A 16,529-nucleotide genomic window follows, 5' to 3' on the forward strand; every position below is an offset into this window, starting at 1 on the left:
AAAAACCTTATGCGCGGATTTCCCGCAATGCAAGACACCTGACAGGCTGTGGTTATCCTGCCGCACTAAGCCATTCGGCCAGGGGCCGCCATACGCCTGTTTCGGCGCCGGCGCTGACCACCATTCCAATATGACCGAGAGGCGGCCTGATCATTTGCGCGCCGCCGATTGTTCTTGCCAAAGCCACCGCGGACGACGGCGGAACGATCCGGTCGCGCTCCGGGATCAGCGCCAGGACCGGCAGGGTCAGCCGCGCCGGCTCCACCGGCAGGCCGGCGACCAGCCATTCCCCGCGCGCCGTGTCGTTGCGCCCGTACCATCCGGCCAGCGTGTCGCGGGCCACCCCGGCGACCAGCGGCACCCCGTCGTTCAGCCAGTCCTCCAGCGCCACGAAGGCGAGCGCCGCGCGGCTGTCCGGTTCCATGCGGGCGAACTGGGAGAACTTCTTCAGAGCCAGCAGCGGGTCGAGCTGGGCGAACAGCCCCTGGAGCACGTCCACCGGCAACTCCCCCCAGGCGTCCAGCATCGGGCCGAAGGGCTGGAAGACGGCGGCGGCGCGGCGGGCCATGCCCGCGTCCTCCGCGTGGAAGTCCCAGGGGGTGGCGAGCAGGCCGAGCGCGGCAACCTCCTTCGGGCGGCGCTGCGCCAGCGCGGTGGCGAGCAGCCCGCCCATGCAATAGCCGACCACCGGGACCGGTCTCCCCACCGCCTCCACCACCGCGGCGAGCGCGCGCTCCAGCCGCCCGGCGATGTAGTCGGTCAGGCTGTAGCGCCGCTCCAGCGGGCCGGGCGTGCCCCAATCGATCAGGAAGGGACGCAGGCCCTGCGCGGCCAGCCAGCGCATCAGGCTCTTGCGCGCCGACAGGTCCAGGATGTAGTGGCGGTTGACCAGCGACGGCACGAACAGGACCGGCGTTCCCGTCGCCGGGCCGAGTGAGCCGTAATCGAGCAGCCGGGACGCCCCCTCCGTCCAGACGACGGGCGGGTCGGGCAGGTCGCGGCGGTAGGGGTGGCGGCGGTAGCGCTCGATCCCCGTCAGGGCGAGGCCGAGCTGGCGGCGGACCTCCTGGTCAACCGCCCGGGCGAACGCGTCCGCGTCGGTTGCGGCGATCCGTCGGCGCAGGTCCTCCGCCCGGTCCCGCAGATGCGGCTTCCATGGCAGCGAGCCGTTCCTCAAGTGCGGCAATGCGGCGGAGGAGCTGAGCAGTGTCGCCGCCACCGTCGCCAGATGCAGCGCCAGGGGGCGCGGCCCCAGCCGGGGGGAGGGGTTCGGGAGAGTCGTGCTGTTGTCCCCGGTCACGCGGCGCTCCATGGGCCGGAGATGACGGTGGAGGTGAGGGCGGGGGCGATGGCGGCGCGGCCGGTCCCGGCGCCGGATTCCAGCCGCCGCCCGGCGGGCTGGTGTAGGCGAAGCCGCCCGGCCCCAGGACGAAGGGCGCCATCGCCGCGGCGCCCTGCGCCATCATCTGGAACAGGCGGGCGGCGGCATCGGCCATTTCGGGATCGGCGGCGCAGGCCGCCCATTGTTCCTGCCACAGGTCGAGGTACCGTTGCGCGAGCGTTTCCAGGGACGGGGTATCGGATTCGGACGATTCGGCCATGGCCGGGAGTATATGTGGGAGGCGGCGTCCTTGACCAGAGCCGCGACGGGCCGTTCGAAAATGTCGCAAATCCCGAATCGTCCAGGGGATATGCACCTGCGGTCGCAGCGCTGCGGCACAGCACTGGACAGGGTGCATTCCTTCGAGTAGTCCTTATATCTGGAACATTCCCGCCGCACGACCCTTCTTGAAAGAAACAGCGATGGCCGACAAGGAAGATCAGAAGTCCGCGACGATCACGATCAAGAAGTACGCCAACCGGCGGCTCTACAACACGGCGACCAGCAGCTACGTGACGCTCGACCATCTCTGTCAGATGGTCAAGGACGGGCTCGACTTCGTGGTCTACGATGCCAAGACGGGGGAGGACATTACCCGCTCCGTTCTGACGCAGATCATCGTCGAGGAGGAGAGCAAGGGCCAGAACCTGCTGCCCATCAGCTTCCTGCGCCAGCTCATCGGCTTCTACGGCGACAACATGCAGTGGATGGTGCCGCGCTATCTGGAATATTCGATGCAGTCCTTCTCGCGCAATCAGGAGCAGATGCGCGATTACTTCCAGAACACGCTGGGCGGGATGTTCCCCTTCGGGCGGCTGGAGGAGGTCGGCAAGCAGAACATGGCGATGTTCGAACGGGCCATGCGCATGTTCTCGCCCTTCGGCGGCGCCGAGGACGGGCAGCCGGGCGAGCACCCCGCCATGCCGCGCCCCGGGGTCCCCGCCCCGCCTGCCGCCCAGCCCTCCGTTCCGCCGACGGCCAACCACACCTATGAGGAACTGCAGAAGCAGATCGACGACCTGCAGAAGCAGATCGCCAGCATCGCCAAACCGGCCCGCCCGGCGAAGCCCGAAGGGAAGTGAGCGGCAGCGGCCATCGTATCGACCTTATGCGCATCGACCTTATGCGCATCGGCCTTTCGAGTATGCAGGGCGGGGAAAGTTCCCCGCCCTTTCTGTTTGTTCGGGACCAGTGGTACGATGGGCTGTTTCTGCAACGGAACGGTCCACAGGAGGAATGGCCATGAAGACCGAACTGTGCGTGACGATGGAACTGGAAGTTGCGGACGCCCAGGACGCAAGCCGGTTCGAAGAGAAACTGCGCGGCTGGCTGCGCCACCAGAGTCAGGTGGTCTCCGTGTCCAGCACCAACAATGGCGTGGGCAACGACGTCGCCTGGAGGGACGCCCGCCGGCAGGCGTTCGGCTCTCCGCTGCCGAATCCCTTCGCGCCGGGCCGCGGGCGCTGATCCGCCACTGAACGAACGGCCCACCCGCCCTGCGCCCCGAGCACACCTCTCGGGGACAGGGCGGGGTCCTTCCGCCCTCCGTACCGTCAGCCCCGGAAGATGTGAGGCACCATCGCCGCGTCGGAGCCGACCCGCGGGTCCGCCGACTCGCGGACCGACATGCCCAGGCACTTGTCGCCGATGATCCAGGCGTGCAGGAGCGCGTGGACGCCCTCCTCCTCGAAGACCGGCGGGGTTTCCAGCCAGACCCGGCCCCCCGGATACTCGGTGCTGCCGGTGTCCGAGACGATGCGGCCATGGGCCGTCATGCGCTGGGCCGCGTCGTCCAGCCCGAACAGGCTGCGCTCCGTCACCGCCTCGCAGCCGGCCAGTTCCTCCGCATCCAGGCCGGCGCGGCAGAGATTGGGGTGGCGCGGGTAGAGCGCCCAGAGCATCGCCAGCAGCCCGTGGTTCGACATCGGCCAGCACCACAGCGGCGACAGCATGCTCATGCCGCCCATCCGCAGCTTCTGCAGGAAGGCGTCGTCGGCCAGCCCCTGCCACGGGTAGATCTTCGCCAGCCAGGACGCCGTCCGCCCCTCGTCGTCGACGAAGCGCCGGCCGTCCCAACCCAGGCTTTGCAGAGGAAGCAGATGGGTGGCGATGCCGGCCTCCGCCGCGGTGGCGGCCAGATAGACCAACTCGCTCTCGCGCATCGGGTCCGGGGTGGCGCAGGCCAGATGAACGAGATCGCGGCCCGGCATGCCCGCCGCCAGCTCCTCCCAACGCTCCACCAGCCCTTCATGCAGGCCGTTGAACTGGTTGGCATCGGCCATCAGGGCCTCGCGCCAGTTGCGCTGGATGATCGAGGCGGAGAACAGCCCCTCCGGCGTGTCGTAGTTGCAGGCCAGCAGCTTGACCGAATCGCGCCCGTCATAGGCCAGCGTCAGCCGCCCGATCAGCGCGCCCGCCCGCTCGTTCAGCCGGCCCGCGGCCCAATAATCGTTCCAGGAGGATTCCAGAATCCGCGCCACCCCGCCGCGCACCCCCAGCCGGGCCAACGCCCGCCCGTCCACCGCCGACCGCAGCGCCTCGCGCAGCATGGTGTGCAGTTCGTCCGCGACGCTTTCGATCAGGTCGATCTGATGGGCGGAGAACTCGTACCGCACGTCCTCGCGCCAGAAGGCACCGGCGTTCATCGCGCGGACGCCGTAGGGATATTTGCGGAGCCCCGGACGCCAGTCCGCCCGGGGTTTCATGATCACTCTGCGCATCGTGTGCTTACCGGGCCGCCCGATTCGATCCATGGTGTGCCCGGACGGGGAGCGGACCGCGCGGCCGTCCGGGATTCGGTGGGGGCGGATCATTGCGGCGCAACGGCTTCAACACAAGCGCCTTGCGCTCGTGCCCCCCTGTTTTTCCACGCCTACCCTCCCGGATCGTCCGGGCCGGGCGTGGAGGAACGGTCAATAGGACCGTCCGGCCAGCCACGCGGCGATGGCGCTCTCCACGGCGTCGGCGGTCGGATCGCCATGCTCCGGTCCCGTCCCGACCATGGGGGCCCCCGCCGCCACGGCGATGTCCACCGCCGGGGCGCCGGTGCCGACAAACAGGTCGCAGCGCCGCAGCAGGGCGCACAGCCCGTCGAAGCCCAGCCGCCCGACCGCGTTCAGGCAGGCGCCCCCCGCCTCCTCCGCGATGCGCGCCGCGGCCCCCTTGGCGGCGTCCTCGCCGACCAGGATCAGGGCCGTGTCGCCCCGCGCGGCGAGGCGTCGGCTCAGCGCCGCAAGGCTTCCGGCACCACCCGACGCCGACAGGCCGACCGCGCAACGCCAGCGGGCCGGCGCGCCCTCCGCCAGGATCGCGGCGGCGGCGCGCTCGCCGTTGGGAGAGGTCCAGACCTCCGTCGCGGGGTCCGGCTCTCCGGCGGTGAGCGCGCCGAGCAGGACGGCGGGAGCCGTTGCGACATGCGTCAGGAAGGCGTCGGCGTAATAGCCCCGCACCGGACGGCCGACCTTGCAGCCGAGACGGAGCGGCGCGCCCGTGTCCTTCATCAGGCGGTTGGCGAACCCCGTGTCCTCGCCCAAGCGGGGATTGATGGTGAGGTCGAAGGCGCCGTTGAACTGCTGGCCGATCTCCTGCCGAACGGCGGTCACCAGCGCGTCGTCCGGCGCCAGCCCCTTCAGCGGCGGCACGTTGACCCGCTGGTTGACGTAGGGGCAGAGGGCGAGCGCCGCCTCAGCGTCCGGCGTGGCGAAGACGGTGATCCGCGCCAGCGGCAGGGCGCGCCGCAACTCCCGCAGAAAGCCGGACGCCCGCAGCACCCCAGCGAGCCCGTCCAGCAGGAACACGCCGACGTTCCGGATGAGGTCCGCCGGAATGGCCGGCGGCTCGCCGGGGACGAGCGTGCGGCGGCGGACGGCGGGGCCGGACTCCCGCAGCAACGCCACCGCCGGGGCCGTGGAGGCGCCGCGGGCCGGCGGGACGAAGGCCCAATCGCCGTCGGCGTCCGGACGCGCCAAGGGCTCCACCAGGGAATGCTCCGCCCGGACGACGGTCGCCGCGTCGGTCACCCAGGGAAAGAAATCGCGCAGCGGAAGCGAGGCGCCGCCCGCCGCCTGGAGGGCCTCCCACCGCCGGACCGCGCCCTCGTATCCGTAATAGACCTCCTTGAAGGCGACCTGCTCCTTCGTGGCGTAGGCGAAATGCTGGAAGACCAGCCCCCCCGCCGCCGTTTCCTCGTGAAGGAAGGGGTTCGCCGCGCCGAGTTCGACCTCGCCCCCGTCGGGCTGCGGGCGCATCAGCCGGGGCGGAACATGCGAGTGCCAGAAATCCCCCGGCCGGTAACGCCAGGTCCGCAGCCATTCGTAGGCACGGTAATTGCCGTAGCGGTCCACCCCGTCGAGGACCAGCGACGGGCCGACGAAGAAGTGGCACAGGTACAGCGCCGCGGTGCGCGACGGCGACTCCAGGAACATCCGGCGCGCCCGGACGATCTGCTCCGCCGTCCACAGCTCGTCCGCATCGACCTGCCAGAGCAGGCATTCCTCCGTCATGGCGGCCAGCGGCGCGGTCACCATCTCCACCTTGCCCTGCCAGAAGGTCCCCGGCGGCTTGCGGTAGACCGACACGCGGTCGGGCTCCTCCGCGGCGATGCGGTCCAGATACTCCGACGTCCCGTCGCTGCTGCGGCCGTCGCGATGAAGGTCCTGCGGAACGCGCCCGCCCCGCTGCGCGCACCAGGAGGAGTCCCGGACCTGCTCCGCGACCCCCTCCACGATGTGCCAGCGCCACGGGAAGGGCAGTTGCCGGAAAACGTCCAGGTGATAGCGGATGAAGGGATCGCCGTTCAGCACGATGGTCAGGAAATGAACCGGTAGCATGCCGACCCCCGCTCTTGGCCGCGCAACCGGCGTCACGCGCTCCGCGGGAACTTGTCCTTGGCGGGCGGAGCCGTGTCAAGGAAGGCGTTCGCGGCGGGGGACCTCCGCGAAAACCATGTCCGATCCCCCTCTTGACGGCGCCCCCCTCTTGACGGCGGGGAACCCCGCCCCTACCCTGGCGCCGGTTATGGTTCCCCGCGCCGTCCGGTGGCGGGGCTAAGAGGGAAGCCGGTGCGCCGCCGCCCCGTTCCGGGGAGGTAAGGGCAAGTCCGGCGCTGCCCCCGCAACTGTGAGCGGTGAGCGGCCTCGTCCTTTCCGTGTCACTGGCGCCGCCTTGCGAAGGGCGCCGGGAAGGCCGGACGATGCCGCCTTGACCCGCAAGCCAGGAGACCTGCCGTAACCGAACGTACGTCCTCGGGCGGGGTGCCCCGGTGACCGCTTGCCGATGTCCGGCCCGAAGGCCGCCGGACCCCCCGCAAGCCGTCCCTGCCGGTGCGCCACGTCACAGGACCAAAGGGGGTTGCGATGCCGGTGCCTGCCTGCAACGACGCCCCTTCCAACGCATGGCAGACTCGGAAAGGGCATAGAGCATGCACATCGAACCCGGCGTCGTGGACGGCGCCAAGATCGCTCTCAGCTATGCGACCGCCGCCGGCGGCTTCGCCATGGCCGGAAAGCTGGCGCACGACGACGTCCGCAACAACGGCGGAATCGCGCCGCTGGTGCTGCGCAGCCTGATCGCCACCGCGCTGGTCTTCTCCTTCTTCGAGGTGTTCCCGCACCACCCCGTGGGCGTGTCCGAGGTTCACCTGATCCTGGGCTCGACGCTGCTGCTGCTGTTCGGCGCCGGTGCGGCCTCCATCGGCCTTGCCGCCGGCCTGCTGATCCAGGGCCTGTTCTTCGCTCCGTTCGATCTGCCGCAGTACGGCATGAACGTCACGACGCTGCTGGTCCCGCTGTGGGGCATCAGCCTGCTGGCGAAGCGGATCGTTCCGGACGCCACCCCCTATGTCGACCTGAAGTATTCGCAGGCGCTGGCCCTCTCCACCGCCTATCAGGGCGGCATCGTCGCCTGGGTGGCCTTCTGGGCCTTCTACGGCAACGGCTTCACCGCCGAGACCATGATGCAGGTCGCCTCCTTCGGCGCCGCCTACATGGCCGTCATCATCATCGAGCCGCTGGCCGACCTCGCCGTTCTGGCCGTCGCCAAGGCTCTGCGCCGCCAGAGCGGGGGGCCGCTGTTCAACGCTCGCCTGCATCAGGCCGCCTGATCGGGCGCTTGCCGGCACGGCCATCGCGTGAAGGGCGGCGGGTCATCCCCGCCGCCCTTTTTCGTTCAGATCACCAGCTCGCCCTTGCGGATCGCCGCGTAACGGCGGTTCACCGCCCCCCAGTCCACCACGTTCCACCAGGCCGCCAGATAGTCGGCGCGCCGGTTCTGGTATTTCAGGTAATAGGCGTGCTCCCACACGTCGTTGCCCATCAGCACGGGGACGCCCTCCATGGCCGGGGAGTCCTGGTTCGGGCGGGCGGCGATGGCGAGCTTGCCCGACGACGGATCGGCGGTGACGAAGACCCAGCCGCTGCCGAACTGCCCCGCCCCCGCCGAATTGAAGCGCGTCTTGAATTCGTCGAAGCTGCCGAAGTCCCGCGAGATGGCGGCACCGACCTCGCCGCTCGGAGCGCCGCCGGCGTTCGGCCCCATGATGCTCCAGAACATGCTGTGGTTGGCGTGCCCGCCGCCGTTGTTGCGGACGGCGGTGCGGATGCTCTCCGGAAGCTCCGGCACCCGCTTCAGCAGGTCGGCCAGGGACATCGCCTGAAGATCGCCGTGGTTGGCAAGCGCCTTGTTCAGATTGTCCACGTAAGCCTGATGGTGCTTGCCGTGATGCACGCTCATGGTCGTCGCGTCGATGTGCGGCTCCAGAGCCGCCGGGGCGTAGGGCAGCGGCGGCAGCGTGAACCCCTTTCCGCCCGGCGCTTGAGCGAATGAAAAGCGCGGCTCCACGGCCAGAACCAGCGCGGCGGCGCCGGCGGACAGCAGCAGTTGGCGGCGATCCAGACGAGCGGACATGAGACCTCCCGAGTTATGTTGCGTGCCGAACGGCGGGGAAAGCGACAGCCTCTTTGCGCCCCGCTTCCCACTCAACAGGGCAATGGGCGTACTCATTCGGCATCGACATGTGGCGTGACGCCGGTTTTACAGCGGGAGCTTTCCCGCCACGCCCGCGGAGACGGACCGGGCCAGGCCCATCGGCACCGCCCGCCAGCGCCCCAGGCGAAAACGCGAGGGTGCCGCCGCCGGCTTCCTGACGGGCGCAGGCGCCGCCGCTCCTGCCGCCTCCTGGCTTTTACGGGTGCGGCGTTCGCGCAGCAGCAGGCGCATCACCTCCTCCTCCGTGACCGTCCGTCCGGCCCATGCCGAGGCGAGGCTGGCGGTGTCCTGAAGGGCGGCGACCTGCGCCAGGGTGCCGGTCAGCCCCTTGGCTGCCGCGGTTTCCAGCGCTTCACGATGAATGGCGAGAATGAACGGCTTCAACCCGCTGTCGGGCGATCCGTGCGGCGGTGTCGGCATGGGAGGCTCCGGGGATTCGTTCGATCGGGTGAGCCATCATCCAACCGATAACGCCGCCGCGGCAAAGGCCCCTACGGATTAGCCCGCCATCCCCCTTCGGGAGGATCGGCCTGGGATCGGAACCATCGATGAACCGGGAAGAACCGGCGTCCTGCCGGGAAGGAGAGAGTTGGTGGAGCCAAGGAGGATCGAACTCCTGACCTCTACAATGCCATTGTAGCGCTCTCCCAGCTGAGCTATGGCCCCACTATACTCTCAGACCAACACAAGAGGTGTTGGTGCGCTTGGAGGGACTCGAACCCCCACGGCCTTTCAGCCACTAGGACCTGAACCTAGCGCGTCTACCAATTCCGCCACAAGCGCGTCGTCTACTCTTGCATCCCGCGTCTCTTGGGGTGACGCGGGAGCGCTGATATAGCCGTGCCGAAGGCGGGGCTCAAGCGAAATCGACATCGGCCCGTCACTTTTTCGCAAAGCCCTGCAAACGCGCGCCGGCGCCCTACTCCGCGGCCCCGGCGTGGCGCATCCGGCCCGCTCCGGCGGCGCTCACGTCCGCCAGCGTCTCCGCCGCGCCGCGGGCGATGTGCAGGGTCCGCTGCGGCAGCGGGAAGTCGATTCCCAATTCGATGAAGCGCGCCTTCATGCGCCCGTTGAACTCACGCCCGACGTTCCATTGCTGGATGGGCAGCGTCTTGATCCGCGCCTTGATGACCGCCGCGGACTCCTGGAAGGAATCGACGCCCAGCACCTCCAGCGGCTCCAGGATCAGGGGCGCGAAGCGCGGGTCCTTGCGCAGCTCGTCCCCGATGCCGTGCAGGACGGAGACCACGCGGTCGGCGTTCTCGTGATAGGGGATCGCCACGTCGAACACATAGTAGCTGAAGTCCTTCGTCATGTTCGACACGCTGGTGACCGCGCTGAAGGGAATGGTGTGGACCGTCCCGTCGAAATCGCGCAGCCGGATGGTGCGGATGTTCATCCCCTCCACCAGACCGCCCTTGCCGCCGACATTCACCACGTCGCCGACGGAGATGGTGTCCTCGAACAGGATGAACAGGCCGGTGATGACGTCCTTCACCAGCGTCTGGGCGCCGAAGCCGACCGCGAGGCCGACCACCCCGGCGCCGGCCAGCAGCGGGCCGATGTTCAGCCCCAGCTCCGACAGGGCGATCAGCGTCACCAGAGTCAGCAGGACCACCAGAAGCGCGCTGCGCAGCAGCGGCAGCAGGGTGCGCACCCGCGCGCTGCGCTGGATGGCGCGCCCGTTGCGGTCCGTCGTCGCCAGATGGCGCTCGATCATCCCGTTCGTCACCTCCCACACGCCGAGCGCGATGGCACCGACCAGCAGAAGCGACAGGCCCGACGCCACGATGCGCAGGCCGACCGCCGTCTGCAGCCAGCCCCAGACATCCAGCCCCCAGGCCGTCAGCACCGCCAGCCCGGCCAGCAGGGCCACCGCCCCCCGCAGCAGCCGCGCGACGGGCACGATGTAGCGGCGCAGCCGCCCCGCCGCCCAGGCCGCCTGACCCCGCCGGCGGTCCATGCGCTCCAGCAGCGCCGCGGCGGCGCGGGCGATCCCCCGCCCAACCAGCCGCGCGGCCCCGGCGACCACCAGGGTCACCGCCGTCGCCTGCACCACGAACAGCAGCCCGCCGCGGATCTCCAGCGCCCAGATGCCGAACAGGACGACGATGTAGAGGATGGCGATGGCATGCCAGACATCGGCCACGCGGCGGCCCGCGGCGCGCAGCATCCGCCCCGGTCCGGCGGCCCGCCGCCCCGGCGGAAGCGGCGATACCGCGTCGGACAGCGACTGGGAGGCCGCGATTCCGCCGCGCAGCCGCGCCGCCACCGCCTCCCGGCTTTGCAGCACCAGCGCGGCCAGCATGACGGCGACGACCAGACCGACCAGGGTCACCAACGCGCTGTAGCTCCGCGCCGGAAGGCCGAGCTGCCGCGCCGCCTCGGCCAGGAACATGCCGTAGAGCGTCGTTATGGCGATGGTGCGGCACCAGCGCAGCAGGCGCAGGGCCGACCCGTCGCTCATCGGGATCAGCCGCAGGTTCGGCGAGGCCGGAGCCAGCAGCGCCCGCACGACCAGCAGCGCGACCTGAACGAAGATGCTGGCGTTCAGGAAGGTGACGCTGAGCAGCCGCACCACCGGCGGCGGGTCGAACAGGGCCAGCACGCCGAATCCGGCGGCGGCGAAGGCCACGATGGGGGCCACGTCGAACAGCGACCGCACCAGCAGCAGCGGCACCTTGGCGATGGCGGAATGGATGGGGCGCGCCGCCAGCATCGCCCGCGGGCGCCGCAAGGTGCGGATCGCGAGCAGCCGGGCGCCCTGCCCGACCACCACGACCAGCAGAAGCTCCGCGGCCAGCCATCCCCAGGCCGCGCGCTGCGCCGGATCGGAAACCTGCCGCTCCAGCCAGCTCAGCCCCTGCGGGGCGCTCAGCAGCGCATCCCCCGCCAGGGCGGCTTCCTGGCCCAGCCCGTCGAGCCGTTCCGACAGGAGGGTGAGCAGGCGCGTGCCGATCCCTTCCGGCTCCTCCGGCGCGGCGGCCTCCTCCGCCTGCTCCAGGGCGCGGAGCTGGCCGAGCAGAACGGCACGGCGCTCCGGGTCCTCCAGCGTCTGGCGCAGCCGCGCGATCTCCTCCGGGTCGGGCGCGGCGTCGGTCCGGGCGGGCTGGGTGGGTTGGGCGGGCGTCGGGATCTGGGCCGAAGCCGGTGTGGCGGGCACACCCAGCGCGGCGGTCAGCAGGAAAAGAAGGGCGGAAAGGCCACGCAGGGCACGGAGGCGGGCGGCGGAAAGCCGCGGGGCACGTTCGTCGGAAGTCATCGTCCTCTGGCGGGTCCGGTTCTGGAAAAGGTCCGGCGGAGCGGTCCGGTCGGCGGGACCGAACTCAAGCCAACAGCGCCGGGCGCGGTTTGTCTTGCAGCGCAGCAACCCGAACGGAATCGGGAAGGGCTTCATGACGACGATCCACCCTCTCCCCTCCTCCAGACACCCTCGGACGACGACCGAAGATCGCGGCCACCACGATTTCCGGCTTGCACCTCCGCACTGATATACTAATATGCTCTCTCAGGACCGGACCGACCGGTGAAACAGGTGCAGCCATGGACACGCCGACCCCTCCGATGCCCGCCGGCAGCAAGCGTCCCGCCCCGCCGCGGGGCGCGGTGAAGCCGTCCCGCGGGCCGGCGCGCGGCGCGTCCACCATGGGTACGATCCACCGGTCGCTGCGCGCGGACATCGTGGAGATGCGGCGCAAGCCGGGCGAACCCATCGTCGAGAAGCACATCGCCGAAGCCTTCGGCGTCAGCCGCACCCCGGTGCGCGAGGCGCTGCAACGGCTGGCCGACGAAGGGCTGATCGAAATCTTCCCGCAGGTGGGCACCTTCGTCGCCCGCATCCCGGTCAACGCCCTGCCGGAGGCCATCGTCATCCGCACCTCGCTGGAGGGCACCGCCGTCCGCCACGCCGCGCAGCGCGCCACCGGAAGCCAGGTCGCCGGCCTGCGCGCCAATCTGGTGCTCCAGCAGGAGACGGTGCAGGACGGCGATCTCGACGCCTTCCACGAGGCCGACGAGCGGTTCCACGCCCTGATCGCGGAGATCGCCGGCTATCCCCGCCTGTGGAGCATGGCGCAGCAGGTGAAGGTCCAGGTGGACCGCTACCGCCGCCTGACCCTGCCGGAACCGGGGCGCCTCGCCCATGTCCTGGCCGAGCACGCCGGCATCGTGGACGCCATCGCCGACGCCGACCCGGCCCTGGCCGCCGACCGGATGGCCGTTCACCTGGACGGCCTGCTCACCTCGATCCCCCTGGCCCAGGGGGCGAACCCCTTCTTCTTCACCGGCTCCTGACCGGCCCCAAAAACACCGAACCCCAAAGACACCAGACGAGGACACCGCCATGAAGATCACCGTCCGGCACGCGTCACACCAGGACGACGTCCGCAACTACGACACCGGCAAGCTGCGCGACCACTTCCTCGTCCCGTCCATCTTCGAGGCGGACGACATCGTCCTCACCTACAGCCACATCGACCGTTTCGTGGTCGGCGGCGCCATGCCGGTGTCCGGCCCGCTGAAGCTGGAATCGGCCAAGGCGATCGGTTCGGCCAACTTCCTCGACCGGCGCGAGCTGGGCGCGGTCAACGTCGGCGGCCCGGGCCGCATCACGGTGGACGGCGCGGTGTTCGATCTGGCCCCGCGCGACTGCCTCTACATCACCATGGGCAGCCTGGACGTCCGTTTCGAAAGCCTGGACCCGGCCAACCCGGCGAAGTTCTATCTGAACAGCGCTCCGGCCCACGCCCGCTTCGAGACGATGAAGATCTCCATCGAGCAGGCCAAGGCCGTGCACATGGGCGATCCGGCCCAGTCGAACGAGCGCACCATCTACCAGATGATCCATCCGGACGTCTGCCGCACCGCGCAGCTCGTGCTCGGCATGACCGTGCTGAAGCCGAACAACATGTGGAACACGATGCCGTGCCACACGCACGACCGGCGCTGCGAGGTCTATTTCTACTTCGACCTGCCGGAGCCGGCCCGCGTCTTCCACTTCATGGGCGAGCCGTCCGAGACGCGCCACATCGTCGTCGCCAACGAGCAGGCGGTGATCTCGCCGAGCTGGTCGATCCATTCCGGCGTCGGCACCCGCAACTACACCTTCATCTGGGCCATGGCCGGCGACAACCAGGACTTCACCGACATGGACTTCATCCCCATGGAAGACCTGCGCTGAACCCCGGACGCCAAGAATAAGGACCAAGACAATGGCTCAGGCACATCCCTTCGACCTCACCGGCAAGGTCGCCCTGGTGACCGGCGCCCACACCGGCATCGGCCAGGGCATCGCCGTGGCGCTGGCCCAGGCCGGCGCCGACATCGCCGCCGCGGACGTCGTTCCGCTGGACGAGACCAAGGGCCTCGTCGAGGCCGCCGGCCGCCGCTTCCACGCCATGACGGCCGACCTGACCAGCATCGCCCCGGTGCAGGGTCTGGTGGAGGAAGCCGTCGGCACCTTCGGCGGGCTGGACATCCTGGTGAACAACGCCGGCCTGATCCGCCGCGCCGACGCCGTGGACTTCACCGAGGCCGACTGGGACCTCGTGATGAACATCAACATCAAGACGGTCTTCTTCCTCTGCCAGGCCTTCGGGCGCTACGCCATCGGGCAGGGCCGCAAGGGCAAGATCATCAACATCGCCTCCATGCTGTCCTTCCAGGGCGGCATCCGCGTGCCCTCCTACACCGCCTCCAAGAGCGGCGTGGCCGGCATCACCCGGCTGCTCGCCAACGAATGGGCGGGCAAGGGCATCAACGTGAACGCCATCGCGCCGGGCTACGTCGCCACCAACAACACGGCGGCGCTCCGTGCCGACGAGCAGCGCAGCGCGGAAATCCTGGGCCGCATCCCGGCAGGCCGCTGGAGCGTCCCGTCCGACATGGGCGGCCCGGCGGTGTTCCTGGCCTCCGACGCGTCGGACTACGTCCATGGCACCGTCCTGCCGGTGGACGGCGGCTGGCTCGCCCGCTGAGGCGTCTGCGAGAGTAAGGCCGGGCGCCAACGGTGGCGCCCGGCCTTACTCTTGTGGGGGTGCGGGGTTCGGACACGGCCCCCTCCGTCGCGTTTCCGCGGGCGTTCTTCGGAACTTCAGGGCATAACGAAAGGCCCCGGAACCGCAGCGCACCCGACATGCCGACGCAAAACGAAGCCCCCGTGACCGAAACGGAATGGTCGATCCGGACCAAGGAAGGCGCCCTCTTCGCGAAGAGTTGGACTCCGGAAACTCCCGGCGCCGCGCCGATCATTCTGTTCCACGACTCCCTCGGCAGCGTGGATTTGTGGCGCGGTTTTCCGCAGCGGCTGGCAGCCGGGACGAGCCGCCGCGTCATCGCCTATGATCGGCTCGGCTTCGGACGCTCGGCTCCGCATCCGGGTCGGCTCGCGCTGGATTTCGTCGCAGCGGAGGCGCGGGACACCATCCCGCACCTGCTCGGCCAGCTTGGCGTGACGGAGTTCGTCGCCTGCGGCCACAGCGTCGGGGGCGGCATGGCGGTCGAGACGGCGGCGCGCTTTCCGGAACGGTGCCGTGCGCTTGTGACCATCGCCGCGCAGGCCTTCGTGGAAGAGAGGACCCTCGCCGGCATCCGCGACGCAAAGCGCGATTTTCAGGACCCCGCCAACGTGGCGCGGCTGGCGAAGTATCACGGCGACAAGGCCCGGTGGGTCCTGGACGCCTGGACGGAAACGTGGCTGTCGCCCGGCTTCGCCGATTGGACCCTGGATGCAGCCCTCACGGCGGTCCGCTGCCCGGTTCTGGCGCTGCACGGCGACCGGGACGAATACGGCTCCAGCGCCCACCCCGAACGGATCGCCGCCGGGCGGGGAACCCCGCGGATTCTCCCGGACACCGGTCATGTGCCGCACCGGGAGAGGGAAACGCTCGTCATTGAGGAGATCGGAAGCTTCCTCGCCAAACGCTGAGGGTGCATTGGTCACGTCGGAGTTGCGGTAAAAGGCTGCTTTGCCGCTGAACAAGGGAAGCGTTGGGATGGCGACGCCGATTCAGATCACGTTGCGCGAGTTGGAGGCGTTGGGCCTCGAGGATGAAACGGGCCGTCCCCTGGTGGAATCCGAACCTCTGTTGCCGGACTGCGAGGTGCCCATCCTCCCGCTGGCCTTTGGCGACAGCGATCTTGCGGACCGCCGCGTCGTCGAGCACCCCTTCGCCGGAGCCTGGCGCGAAGCCGTGTACCGCCCGGCCCCGGTAAGACTGTACCGCCTGAGGAATGCCTGCGTTCATTCGACCGCCGGGGTGACCATGCTGGCCAACCGGCTGATCGCGGAGACGCTCCAGCATGTCTATCCTCCGGAACACGGGATGGACGTCGATCCCGAAAGCGGATTCACGACGCTTCAAAGCTCCGACGTCCGGCGCATCGCGGGACGGGCCGTGCATCTTCTGGCGGCGGGCGCCTTCAACTACTACCACTGGCACATCGACGCTGCGGCCCGCCTGCCCACAGTGCCGGATCGGTATCGCGACGACATCATCCTGGTGCCGCCGCTGGACCACGCCTTCCAAACCGACACGCTCGTCCACTTGGCCGGCGGCCGGCCGATACGCGCCCACGCCATCGCAACGGCGGAAAGCGTTCTGGTGGACGAATTGGTGCTGATCCCGAATCTTTCGGGCTTCGGCTATTATCCACACCCGGAGATGCTGGCCGCGTTCGACCGTCTGGTCGCAAGCGTCGGTGCCGCGAACCCGCACCGGCGGCTCTACATCCAGCGAACCCGCTCCCCGAAACGCCGCCTGGAGAACGAAGCCGAGGTCATCGCCCTGCTCGCGAACGCCGGCTACGAGATCCTGGACCTCGACGGCATGTCGCTCGCCGATCAGGTCCGCCGTTTCGCGGAAGCCACCCATGTGGTCGGGCCGCACGGCGCCGGACTGACCAATCTGGTGTTCTGCCGTCCAGGAACCCAGGTGTGCGAACTCCAGATGGACTGTTACATGAATTGGCTTTTCCGCCGCCTCTCCAACCTTCGGGGCGTGCGCTACGGCTATGTCATGGGCGAAATCCAAGGGCCTTGGGAACCGGTCTGGCCGCATGACCGGACCTGGCGAATTCCGCTCGACCAGACGCGTGATACGCTGATAAGGGCCGGCTTCCTGACCTGATCCATCGATTCTCTGCGATCAGGCGCGAAAAGGGGAAC

14 protein-coding genes, 2 tRNA genes and 1 riboswitch are annotated in these 16,529 nt (G+C 69.4%); of the genes, 8 read left to right on the top strand and 8 right to left on the bottom strand.

Annotated features, from left to right (window positions below):
- Positions 1-52: 52 nt before the first annotated feature.
- Positions 53-1,300, bottom strand: coding sequence for an alpha/beta fold hydrolase (locus DS843_RS23855; RefSeq protein ID WP_208852301.1), 1,248 nt, complete (start codon positions 1,298-1,300; stop codon positions 53-55).
- 503 nt (positions 1,301-1,803) lie between these two features.
- Between DS843_RS23855 and phaR the strand changes: the two genes are divergently transcribed.
- Both phaR and DS843_RS23865 read left to right on the top strand, forming a co-directional pair.
- On the top strand, positions 1,804-2,463 hold the full coding sequence (gene phaR, locus DS843_RS23860; RefSeq protein ID WP_149471331.1) for a polyhydroxyalkanoate synthesis repressor PhaR: 660 nt from the start codon (positions 1,804-1,806) through the stop codon (positions 2,461-2,463).
- Between the two features lie 160 nt (positions 2,464-2,623).
- Complete coding sequence (locus DS843_RS23865) at positions 2,624-2,848, top strand: hypothetical protein (RefSeq protein WP_149471332.1); 225 nt, start codon at positions 2,624-2,626, stop codon at positions 2,846-2,848.
- An 86-nt stretch (positions 2,849-2,934) separates the two neighbouring features.
- On the opposite strand, the gene DS843_RS23870 is transcribed toward DS843_RS23865, so the two are convergent.
- The gene (locus DS843_RS23870; protein ID WP_149471357.1) at positions 2,935-4,086 is read right to left on the bottom strand and encodes a glutathionylspermidine synthase family protein; all 1,152 of its coding nucleotides are present in this window, start codon (positions 4,084-4,086) and stop codon (positions 2,935-2,937) included.
- A 207-nt stretch (positions 4,087-4,293) separates the two neighbouring features.
- A complete protein-coding gene (locus DS843_RS23875) occupies positions 4,294-6,210 on the bottom strand; it encodes a glycosyltransferase family 9 protein (protein ID WP_149471333.1) in 1,917 nt (638 codons plus the stop codon).
- A 171-nt stretch (positions 6,211-6,381) separates the two neighbouring features.
- Positions 6,382-6,623, top strand: a riboswitch (cobalamin riboswitch).
- 177 nt (positions 6,624-6,800) lie between these two features.
- Here DS843_RS23875 and DS843_RS23880 point away from each other — a divergent pair.
- Entirely contained in the window at positions 6,801-7,481 is a 681-nt protein-coding gene (locus DS843_RS23880) for an energy-coupling factor ABC transporter permease (protein ID WP_149471334.1), read from the top strand.
- A 65-nt stretch (positions 7,482-7,546) separates the two neighbouring features.
- Here the strand turns inward: DS843_RS23880 and DS843_RS23885 are convergent, their stop codons facing one another.
- The 5 genes from DS843_RS23885 to DS843_RS23905 form a co-directional block, all read right to left on the bottom strand.
- Positions 7,547-8,284 (bottom strand): superoxide dismutase, encoded by a 738-nt coding sequence (locus DS843_RS23885; RefSeq protein WP_286192284.1) that lies wholly within the window; start codon positions 8,282-8,284, stop codon positions 7,547-7,549.
- Between the two features lie 126 nt (positions 8,285-8,410).
- Positions 8,411-8,785 carry a hypothetical protein gene (locus DS843_RS23890; protein ID WP_149471335.1) on the bottom strand — a complete coding sequence of 125 codons (375 nt, stop codon included), beginning with the start codon at positions 8,783-8,785 and terminating at the stop codon, positions 8,411-8,413.
- A 170-nt stretch (positions 8,786-8,955) separates the two neighbouring features.
- A tRNA-Ala gene (locus tag DS843_RS23895) sits at positions 8,956-9,031 on the bottom strand.
- 30 nt (positions 9,032-9,061) lie between these two features.
- Positions 9,062-9,148 (bottom strand) — tRNA-Leu (locus DS843_RS23900).
- A gap of 136 nt (positions 9,149-9,284) precedes the next feature.
- Positions 9,285-11,762, bottom strand: coding sequence for a mechanosensitive ion channel domain-containing protein (locus DS843_RS23905; RefSeq protein WP_286192285.1), 2,478 nt, complete (start codon positions 11,760-11,762; stop codon positions 9,285-9,287).
- A 146-nt stretch (positions 11,763-11,908) separates the two neighbouring features.
- Here DS843_RS23905 and DS843_RS23910 point away from each other — a divergent pair, with 146 nt between their 5' ends.
- The 5 genes from DS843_RS23910 (at position 11,909) to DS843_RS23930 (ending at position 16,491) form a co-directional block, all read left to right on the top strand.
- A complete protein-coding gene (locus DS843_RS23910) occupies positions 11,909-12,658 on the top strand; it encodes a GntR family transcriptional regulator (RefSeq protein WP_149471336.1) in 750 nt (249 codons plus the stop codon).
- 49 nt (positions 12,659-12,707) lie between these two features.
- On the top strand, positions 12,708-13,544 hold the full coding sequence (kduI, locus tag DS843_RS23915; protein WP_149471337.1) for a 5-dehydro-4-deoxy-D-glucuronate isomerase: 837 nt from the start codon (positions 12,708-12,710) through the stop codon (positions 13,542-13,544).
- 31 nt (positions 13,545-13,575) lie between these two features.
- A complete protein-coding gene (gene kduD / locus DS843_RS23920; RefSeq protein ID WP_149471338.1) occupies positions 13,576-14,340 on the top strand; it encodes a 2-dehydro-3-deoxy-D-gluconate 5-dehydrogenase KduD in 765 nt (254 codons plus the stop codon).
- 182 nt (positions 14,341-14,522) lie between these two features.
- Positions 14,523-15,290 (top strand): alpha/beta fold hydrolase, encoded by a 768-nt coding sequence (locus DS843_RS23925; protein ID WP_286192286.1) that lies wholly within the window; start codon positions 14,523-14,525, stop codon positions 15,288-15,290.
- A 67-nt stretch (positions 15,291-15,357) separates the two neighbouring features.
- Positions 15,358-16,491 (top strand): glycosyltransferase family 61 protein, encoded by a 1,134-nt coding sequence (locus DS843_RS23930; RefSeq protein WP_149471340.1) that lies wholly within the window; start codon positions 15,358-15,360, stop codon positions 16,489-16,491.
- Positions 16,492-16,529: the final 38 nt, after the last annotated feature.

It is taken from the genome of Roseomonas genomospecies 6 (assembly GCF_008365375.1).
GTDB lineage: Bacteria > Pseudomonadota > Alphaproteobacteria > Azospirillales > Azospirillaceae > Azospirillum.

What these genes read in the sequence shown, in the direction of transcription:
- phaR (WP_149471331.1), top strand. Translation starts at nt 1,804, where the DNA reads ATGGCCGACAAGGAAGATCAGAAGTCCGCGACGATCACGATCAAGAAG.
- DS843_RS23865 (WP_149471332.1), top strand. Translation starts at nt 2,624, where the DNA reads ATGAAGACCGAACTGTGCGTGACGATGGAACTGGAAGTTGCGGACGCC.
- DS843_RS23870 (WP_149471357.1), bottom strand. Translation starts at nt 4,086, where the DNA reads ATGAAACCCCGGGCGGACTGGCGTCCGGGGCTCCGCAAATATCCCTAC.
- DS843_RS23875 (WP_149471333.1), bottom strand. Translation starts at nt 6,210, where the DNA reads ATGCTACCGGTTCATTTCCTGACCATCGTGCTGAACGGCGATCCCTTC.
- DS843_RS23880 (WP_149471334.1), top strand. Translation starts at nt 6,801, where the DNA reads ATGCACATCGAACCCGGCGTCGTGGACGGCGCCAAGATCGCTCTCAGC.
- DS843_RS23885 (WP_286192284.1), bottom strand. Translation starts at nt 8,284, where the DNA reads ATGTCCGCTCGTCTGGATCGCCGCCAACTGCTGCTGTCCGCCGGCGCC.
- DS843_RS23890 (WP_149471335.1), bottom strand. Translation starts at nt 8,785, where the DNA reads ATGCCGACACCGCCGCACGGATCGCCCGACAGCGGGTTGAAGCCGTTC.
- DS843_RS23905 (WP_286192285.1), bottom strand. Translation starts at nt 11,762, where the DNA reads ATGAAGCCCTTCCCGATTCCGTTCGGGTTGCTGCGCTGCAAGACAAAC.
- DS843_RS23910 (WP_149471336.1), top strand. Translation starts at nt 11,909, where the DNA reads ATGGACACGCCGACCCCTCCGATGCCCGCCGGCAGCAAGCGTCCCGCC.
- kduI (WP_149471337.1), top strand. Translation starts at nt 12,708, where the DNA reads ATGAAGATCACCGTCCGGCACGCGTCACACCAGGACGACGTCCGCAAC.
- kduD (WP_149471338.1), top strand. Translation starts at nt 13,576, where the DNA reads ATGGCTCAGGCACATCCCTTCGACCTCACCGGCAAGGTCGCCCTGGTG.
- DS843_RS23930 (WP_149471340.1), top strand. Translation starts at nt 15,358, where the DNA reads ATGGCGACGCCGATTCAGATCACGTTGCGCGAGTTGGAGGCGTTGGGC.